Genomic DNA, 7,698 nt, shown 5'->3' with positions numbered 1-7,698 from the left:
GACGCTGCTGGGGATCGACGGCCAGGCCAAGATGAGCAAGTCGCTCGACAACGCCATCTTCCTGTCGGATCCAGCCGAGGTGGTCGCGGCCAAGGTCCGGCGCATGTACACCGACCCGCGGCGGGTGAGGGCCGACATCCCCCGGCCGGGTGGAAGGCAATCCGGTGTTCCGGTATCACGCGGCCTTCAACCGCGACCGCGCCGAGGTCGAGGACCTGAAGGTGCGCTACCGGAGCGGAACCGTCGGAGATGTCGAGGTGAAGGGCCGCCTTATCGAGACGCTGGAGGCCCTGCTGCGACCACTGCGCCAACGGCGCGCCGAGTTCGAGAGGGAGCGCGGTCTCGTCGAGCGCGTGCTGGCCGCCGGGTCCGAGCGGGCGCGGCGCGAGGCGCAGGAAACGATGCGCGAGGTGCACCGGGCGATGGGGCTGTACCAGCTGCCCGGCGCCTGAGCCGGCGTGCGCAAGCTGAACCTCCGTTGTATAATCGCCTCGTTCGCCCAGAGCACCGCGCCGCATGCCGACCCATCTGCGTGTCCTGATCGCCAAGCCCGGTTTGGATGGCCATGACCGGGGAGCCAAAGTCATCGCCCGCGCCCTGCGCGACGCCGGGATGGAAGTCATCTACACCGGGCTGCGCCAGACGCCGGAAATGATCGCCGAGGCGGCGCTCCATGAAGACGTCGATGCCATTGGGCTTTCCGTGCTGTCCGGCGCCCATATGGTTCTCGTCCCCCGCACATTAGAACTCCTAAAGCAGCAGGGCCAATCCCACGTCCCCGTCTTGATCGGGGGGATCATCCCGGATGACGATGTACCGGCCCTGAAGGGCATGGGCGTGGTAGCCGTCTTCGGGCCTGGCACCAGCACCGTGGATGTGATCGAGGCTTTCCAGCAGGCCGTCGCTCAGCGTCCGCCGGCCGGCTGAGGGCCGTTCCGGCCATGGACCTGGCGGCGGCTGTTCTGCAGGGTGACCGACTGGCGCTCGCCCGCTTGTTGACGGCCATTGAAGACGAGGATCCGGCGGGTCTGGCTGTCCTGTCGGACCTGTACCCTCATGGCGGCAAAGCCGATCGAATTGGCATCACGGGTCCCCCGGGCTCTGGCAAGTCCTCCCTGGTCGCGCGGTTGGCGGCACACATCCGGCGCTGTGGACTGCGGTCGGGAGCGGGCTCGGGTCCGGCCAAGTTGGCCGTGGTCGCCATAGATCCCAGCAGCCCGTTCACCGGGGGCGCGATCCTGGGCGACCGTATCCGCATGCGCGACCTGGCGGGAGATCCCGGCGTGTTTATCCGCAGCATGGCCAGCCGGGGTGCCCTGGGCGGACTGGCGCAGGCGACCTTCGGGACGGTGCAGGCGCTGGACGCCGCCGGGTATCAGGTGATTCTGATCGAGACGGTGGGTGCCGGTCAGGCCGAGGTCGAGATAGCCAGCACGGCGCACACCACAGTGGTGGTGGAGGCCCCTGGAATGGGGGACGATGTGCAGGCGATCAAGGCAGGCATCCTGGAGATCGCCGACATCCTGGTGGTGAACAAGGCCGACCTGCCCGGGGCGGACAATGCCATGCGCCAGCTGCAGGCTGCGCTGGCCCTCGGCTACCCGGAGCACCCCGCCGAGGGCCATGCCCACCATGCCCCGTTGTCCGAGCGCGAGTCGCAGGGTCGACCGCAGCCGGCGCCGCCTGCAGGCTGGGTGCCGGAGGTGCTGGCTACCAGCGCCTTGAAGGACACCGGAATCCCAAACGTCGTCGAGGCGATCGATCGCCACCTGTCCTACCTGGACGCGACCGGGGGGCGCCAAGCGCTTGAGGCGCGGCGCGCCGAGCGCGAGGTCGAGCACCTGTTGCAGCAGCGTCTGGCTGAGTGGTTCCACGGCCGGCTGGCGGCGGACCGTCTGGACGAGGCTCTCCGCCGCGTCGTCGAGCGACAGATCTCGCCGCGCCAGGCGGTGGAGCTGCTTACCCGGGAGTTGGCGGGATGATCGCGGGCGACCGCCTCCGGCTGCGGGCGATTGAGCAGGTGGATCTTCCACGGGTTGTGGAATGGTTGAAGATTCCGAGGTCCGGAGAGGTCTGGCTCGCTACCTGCCCCGCGGCCTGGCGAAGGATGAGCGATGGACCGAGTCCATGCTGCAGGCGCCGTCGGAAGAGCGCCCGTTCGCGCTCGACGTCCGCCAGGGTGATGCCTGGCAGCACATCGGCTGTAGCGGCTTGATGCCCATCGATCCGCGCCCCGGCATGCCGAGCTCGGAATCCACGTCGGGGATGTCCGCTTCTGGGATCAGGGGGTGGGCTCCCAGGCCACGCAATTGATCCTGCGCCAGGCCTTCGAGACCCTGAACCTGAACCGGGTAACCCTGCGGGTGTATAAGGACAACGCCCGCTCCCTGGCAGTCTACCGGCGACCCGGGTTCCAGGAGGAGGGGCGACTGCGCCAGGATCGGTTTCTGGACGGGCAATATTGGGATACGCTATGGATGGGTATCCTGAGAAGCGAATGGAGTGACTCCCAGAAGGGCAGGGATTGACATGGGGAAGATGTTCGGCTATGGGGACATCAAGTTGTACGCCGGGTCGGCCAGCCTGGAGCTCGCCCAGGAGATCAGTGCCTATCTCAAGGTACCGCTGAGCGGCTACGACCTGGTGGAGTTCTCGAACGAGAACTTGTTTGTTCGCCTGCATGGCAGCGTGCGCGGCCAGGACGTCTATGTGATTCAGTCGATGGGATCACCGCTGCACCGCAACATCATGGAACTGCTGATCATGATCGACTGCCTGAAGCGCGATTCCGCCGGCCGGATCACCGCCGTGATTCCCTACATGGCTTACGCCCGCTCGGACAAGAAGGATCAGCCGCGGGTCTCGATCGCCGCTCGCCTGCTCTCAGACATGATCGAGGTCGCCGGCGCCGATCGATATATGACGGTCGACTTGCATGCCGGACAGATTCAGGGGTTCTTCTCGATTCCCGGTGATGTGCTGACCGCCTTCCACCTGCTGAGCGACTACTTCGTCGCCAAGAAACTGCAGGATGCGGTCGTGGCGACGGTCGACCTCGGCTTCGCCAAGAAGGGCCGCAACTTCGCCGCCAAGCTGGGGACACCCCTGGCCTTCGTCGAGAAGCGCCGCACCGGCAATGACTCGCGGGCCACGGCAACAACGATCATCGGCGACGTGCTCGACAAGAATGTGATCCTGGTGGACGATGAGGTGCTGACCGCAAGCTCGATCACGGAGGGGGTACGGATTGTCAAGGAGCACGGCGCCCGCGACGTCTTCCTGTCCTTTACTCACCCGCTGCTGGTCCCGCCGGCGGCCGAGCGCCTAGCGTCGGCGCCGATTGTCGAGATCGTCACGACCAATACCCTACCGCTCCCGGCCAACGCCCGCCTGCCGAATATGACCGTGCTCTCGGTGGCGCCGCTGCTTGCGGAAGTGATCATCCGGGGGCATGAAGGCCGGTCGGTGGGAGAGCTGTTCAACGAGTAGCCTCTGCCATCACCTCCGCCGTAGCCGCTCCACGAACGGCTCCCAAGCCTGGGTGTCCTGGCCGGAGGCCAGTCGGGAGTAGTAGTCGCCGGCGATTTCCGCCTGCTGTTCCATGTTGAAGTCCGCCAGCGACTTGGGCGCCGGGGATGGCGACAAACCTGCTTCCCCGCCATAGGCGTATGGGTCCACACCCGATCCGAGGTGAAGCTTCGCCGCATCCCGCAGCGCGCGGGGTCCGTGCCGCTCGTACTGCCAGACGTGCGTCAGCTCATGGACCAGCCAGGCAAGGTCGCTGCGCCGCTGGGGCTGGGGTCCCCCGGGATGCGTGTTCAACCGGCGGGAGAAGTACATCCGGTGTCCCAAGGTCACGGCGTTGTGGGCGGGAGGCGGCTGACGACGCAGCTTGGCACCCACGGCGGACAGCCAGCGCGGCCAGGCGCGATCCTCGAAGACCTGCACCCGCTCCCAGGCAATCGACTCCCCAAACACCCGCCGGCACTCGCCCAGTTCCCAGGAGCTCAGGCTACGCCGGCTCATCGGAGCGCTCGCCGCCGCCAGCCGGACCCGAGGCGAACGCGGCCTTCCAAGTGGCGTGCAAAGGGCTTGCAGCTGGCAGGCTGAATCGAGGGCGACCAAGCGCCATGAGACTGCGCCGAATGGGCCTCAAACCCCGTGCACCTGTCCACCGCCCAATCCTCCTCGATCCGTGCCCCCCGAAGACGAGGGTTCAGTATAGCCCAGGCACGGCTGTGCGGGCGTCAATCCCAAGCCCGGACGAAGTGCAGTTGTCCCCGCTGCCCCAGGGGGTTACGATGTCGAGAGCCCCGGTAGCCGGCTGGCTTCGCTGTAGGAGGCGCAATGACTCTGTATCTGGACTCCGCTGACCTAGAGGAGGCGCGTCAGGCGAAACGCCTGGGTTTCGTCGCCGGTTGCACGACCAATCCGGCGCTGCTGGCCCGCGCCGGCCACTTCGACCCGCTGGAGGCCATCCGACAGCTGGCCGAGCTGTTCAGCGGCACGGTGTTCTATCAGGTGAGGGAGACGAGCGCAGCGGCCATGGCCTTGGAAGCTCCTCCGTTCCTCGACCTCGGCCCGAATGTCGGCCTGAAAGTGCCTGCGACCCTGGAGGGTTTCACGTTCGCCGCCGAGTTTTCCGCTCGGGCCACGGTGGCCGTGACCGGCATCTTCTCTCCCAGCCAGGGGTTGTTGGCGGCGGAGGCCGGGGCGCATTTCGCCATGCCCTACATCAATCGCCTGTCGCGCGCTGTCGGGGGTGGCGCAGCCGTTGTCGCCCAGATCGCGGCCGCCATCGAGGGCACGCCCTGCGTCCTGCTGGTGGCAGGAATAAAGTCCGGGGCCGAGGCCGTCGAGGCGCGTCTGGCCGGCGCCCACCACCTCAGCCTACCGCTCGACGTTCTCAAAGCCATGGCCGACAATGCGCTGACGGTCAATGCACTGCGTGATTTCGAGGCCGCCTGGGCCGCGCATGTGAAGGGGCGGTAGAACAGGGGGAGGGCGAGCTCACTGACAAGTCAGTAGCTCGCCATCGGCATCCAGAAACGGTCGGGTGCCAGCCATCACTTCTACCCGGCCTGTGGCCATGATGCACACGCCGGGCTGCGCCTCATAGTGGACGGTCGTGCGATCGATGATGGCGAAGGTGCCACGCTCCTCGCTGAACAAGGCGACAAACGGGATCTCATCCGCGGCGAACCAGCGTTTGACTTCGCCGTAGACACACATCGTCTTGCCGGTATCAGCCAAGCTGACCTCTTCCCAGCGCAGGCAATTGGCGACGGCAGGCACTCCCGGGGTTCCCTGAGCGCTGGGCGTTTCGGCTGGAGCGGTCGGAAGAACCGCCGCCGTGGCTGGAGGCAGGGTCGCAGTTGGTGCCGGCAAAGCAGGAAACAGCGCCGGCAGGCTGGGCAGGCCCGACCGGAAGAGGACCAAGGCGAACACGGCGATCAACGCCAGCATGGCCAGCATGAGAAGCGGTCCTACCAAGCTCCTGCGGGCGCCGGAGGTCGCCGGTGGGGGAGCGGCGGCAGGCGGCTTGCCTCGGCCCCGGGTGACCAGATCGGCAGAGGGTGTGAAGGGCGTCTCCTCAACATAGCTGGCCCCCCACAGGGCGGCAGGTACGGCTGGCTGGGGGGCGAGAGGGTCTGACGGATGGGGCTCTTTCCTCCCTCGGCCGAGACCAAACAGCCCTCCCCGCTTTGCTGGCAGGTCGATCTCCGCCTCGGGCGCGAGCACAGAGTCCTCGACAGGAGGGCGAGCCAACTGGGCCTTGGCGCCCAGACCGAAGAACCGCGAACGGCGGGCAGGGGACGGGGTGGCCGCCGCACCCGGAGAGGGCGCTGACCCATTCTCGATCAGAATTTCTCGGGGATCCCAAGCGCGGCGGGCGACAGCGGGAGGCTCGACTGCCGGCCCTGCAAGTTTGGGAGCCGGGGGAGTGAGCGCTTGGGCGCAATGCTCACACTCGACGGCGCTCTGCTCGACCCACTCCGCGCAGTAGGGACAGCGTTTCTTGCCCCGGATGCCGGCATACGGTTTGAGCTCGCGGTGACAATAACGGCAGTACACCGCCTCGTCTTGGATCTCAAGGGCACAGTAGTCGCAGAGCCGCACGTCAGCCGGCCTCCACCCGTCAACTCTACCGCATCCCTCCGCCGTCTGCCAGCATACCCACGGACTACGCCGTCCAAGTCCCAGGGGTGAAGCGGGCCGGCGGATGCGCGGGCTGAGCCTGCAAGGACCGTGCCGTGCCCGGGAGGGGGGCGCAGCCGGCTGGGGCCAGGCGGCCCCCACCCAAAAAATGGCTAGGCCGGTGCGGCGGCCAGCCCCGGCCGGCCGCTGCTTGCCGTCTCGGCTTGCCGGCGGAACTGGCTCATGTACAGCTCGTGGTAGACACCCTGCCGGGCCAACAGCGACTCGTGGTTGCCGCGCTCGACGATCTGCCCACCCTGCAGCACCAGCACCTGGTCGGCGTTGCGGATCGTGCTCAGGCGGTGAGCGACGACAAACGAGGTGCGGCCGCGCATCAGCTCCTCGAGGGCCGATTGGATCAGGCGCTCGGTTCGGGTGTCGACGCTGGAAGTGGCTTCATCGAGGATCAAGATGCGCGGATCCGCCAGCGCCGCCCGGGCGATGGCCAGCAGTTGCCGTTGGCCTTGGCTCAACCCGGCGCCGCGCTCTCCCAGCACGGTCTGATAGCCGTCGGGCAGCCGTTGGATGAACGGATCGGCATGGGCAAGACGGGCAGCCTGCTTGACTTCGTCATCGGTTGCCTGGGGCTGGCCAAAGCGCAGGTTCTCCAAGATAGTATCGCTGAACAGGAAGTTGTCTTGCAGGACAACGCCAATCTGGCGACGCAGGCTGGAAGCGGTGACCTCTCGGACATCGTGGCCATCGATGGTCACTCTGCCTCGGGTGACGTCGTAGAAGCGCGGGATCAGGTTAATGATGGTTGTCTTGCCGGCGCCCGTCGGTCCAACGATGGCGATGGTCTGGCCGGGGTGCGCCTGCAGGTCGATGCCCTTCAGGACGCTGACGCCCTTTTCGTACTCCGCCCACACGTCCTCGAAGGTTACCGCGCCGCCAATTGGCGGCAGGTCGATGGCGGAGGGGGAGTCCTGGACGTCTGGGACGACGTCGAGCAGGCCGAAGATGCGCTCGCCGCCAGCGACCGCGCCCTGGATGTTGGTCCAGAGCACCGCGATCTGCTGCACCGGCTGATTGAAGCGCTGGGCGTAGGCGATGAAGGTAATGATCAAGCCCAGGGAAATGGTGGATCCAAGCAAGGCGCTCCCGTTCAACAACCATATGCCGCCCACCACCGTGACCAGCATCAAGGCCACGTACCCCAAGGCCTCCAGGGCCGGCGCCAGGGCGGAGGTGAAGGCCACGGCCCGGATATTGGCATCGCGGTTGGCGGCGTTCACCTGGCGGAAGGTTGCGATGTTCTCGTCCTCGCGGCCAAAGGCCTGGCTCTCGCGCACGCCGGAGATGCTCTCCTGCAATTCGGCGTTCACTGAACCCATCTCGCGCCGAGAACGGCGGAAGGCCCGCCGCGCCTGGGAGGAGATCCAGACCGTTGCCAGGACCATGAAGGGCAGGATCGCGAGCGCAACCAGGGCGTACGGCGCGCTCTGCTTGAACATCGAGTATCCAATCCAGGTGATCAGGAAGGCGCCGCTCACCACTTGG

Annotated in this window: 9 protein-coding genes; 6 read left to right on the top strand and 3 right to left on the bottom strand. The window is 66.8% G+C overall.

The features are described from left to right. Positions 1 to 164 precede the first annotated feature (164 nt). The 5 genes from MUO23_05625 to MUO23_05605 all read left to right on the top strand — a co-directional run bounded on the left by MUO23_05625 (position 165) and on the right by MUO23_05605 (position 3,489). Complete coding sequence (locus MUO23_05625) at positions 165 to 452, top strand: hypothetical protein (protein ID MCJ7512433.1); 288 nt, start codon at positions 165 to 167, stop codon at positions 450 to 452. Between the two features lie 64 nt (positions 453 to 516). Then, the gene (locus MUO23_05620; protein MCJ7512432.1) at positions 517 to 927 is read left to right on the top strand and encodes a cobalamin B12-binding domain-containing protein; all 411 of its coding nucleotides are present in this window, start codon (positions 517 to 519) and stop codon (positions 925 to 927) included. A gap of 14 nt (positions 928 to 941) precedes the next feature. Further along, the gene (meaB, locus tag MUO23_05615; protein MCJ7512431.1) at positions 942 to 1,982 is read left to right on the top strand and encodes a methylmalonyl Co-A mutase-associated GTPase MeaB; all 1,041 of its coding nucleotides are present in this window, start codon (positions 942 to 944) and stop codon (positions 1,980 to 1,982) included. Between the two features lie 306 nt (positions 1,983 to 2,288). Next, entirely contained in the window at positions 2,289 to 2,528 is a 240-nt protein-coding gene (locus MUO23_05610) for a GNAT family N-acetyltransferase (GenBank protein ID MCJ7512430.1), read from the top strand. Beyond that, positions 2,503 to 3,489 carry a ribose-phosphate diphosphokinase gene (locus MUO23_05605; protein ID MCJ7512429.1) on the top strand — a complete coding sequence of 329 codons (987 nt, stop codon included), beginning with the start codon at positions 2,503 to 2,505 and terminating at the stop codon, positions 3,487 to 3,489. Before MUO23_05610 ends, MUO23_05605 begins: the two co-directional genes overlap by 26 nt. A gap of 9 nt (positions 3,490 to 3,498) precedes the next feature. On the opposite strand, the gene MUO23_05600 is transcribed toward MUO23_05605, so the two are convergent. Continuing rightward, positions 3,499 to 4,026, bottom strand: coding sequence for a DUF4157 domain-containing protein (locus tag MUO23_05600; protein ID MCJ7512428.1), 528 nt, complete (start codon positions 4,024 to 4,026; stop codon positions 3,499 to 3,501). Between the two features lie 321 nt (positions 4,027 to 4,347). On the opposite strand from MUO23_05600, the gene MUO23_05595 reads away from it, so the two are divergent. Beyond that, entirely contained in the window at positions 4,348 to 4,992 is a 645-nt protein-coding gene (locus MUO23_05595) for a hypothetical protein (GenBank protein MCJ7512427.1), read from the top strand. 18 nt (positions 4,993 to 5,010) lie between these two features. On the opposite strand, the gene MUO23_05590 is transcribed toward MUO23_05595, so the two are convergent. Continuing rightward, the gene (locus MUO23_05590) at positions 5,011 to 6,120 is read right to left on the bottom strand and encodes a hypothetical protein (GenBank protein MCJ7512426.1); all 1,110 of its coding nucleotides are present in this window, start codon (positions 6,118 to 6,120) and stop codon (positions 5,011 to 5,013) included. Positions 6,121 to 6,311: 191 nt separating this feature from the next. Next, the coding region (locus MUO23_05585) for an ABC transporter ATP-binding protein/permease (protein ID MCJ7512425.1) at positions 6,312 to 7,698 on the bottom strand (1,387 nt) is incomplete at its 5' end.

It is taken from the genome of Anaerolineales bacterium (assembly GCA_022866145.1).
In the GTDB taxonomy this organism is placed as follows: Bacteria; Chloroflexota; Anaerolineae; order Anaerolineales; family E44-bin32; genus PFL42.
Note: the sequence above shows the minus strand (reverse complement) of the source record. Positions and strands in the feature narration are given on the sequence as shown.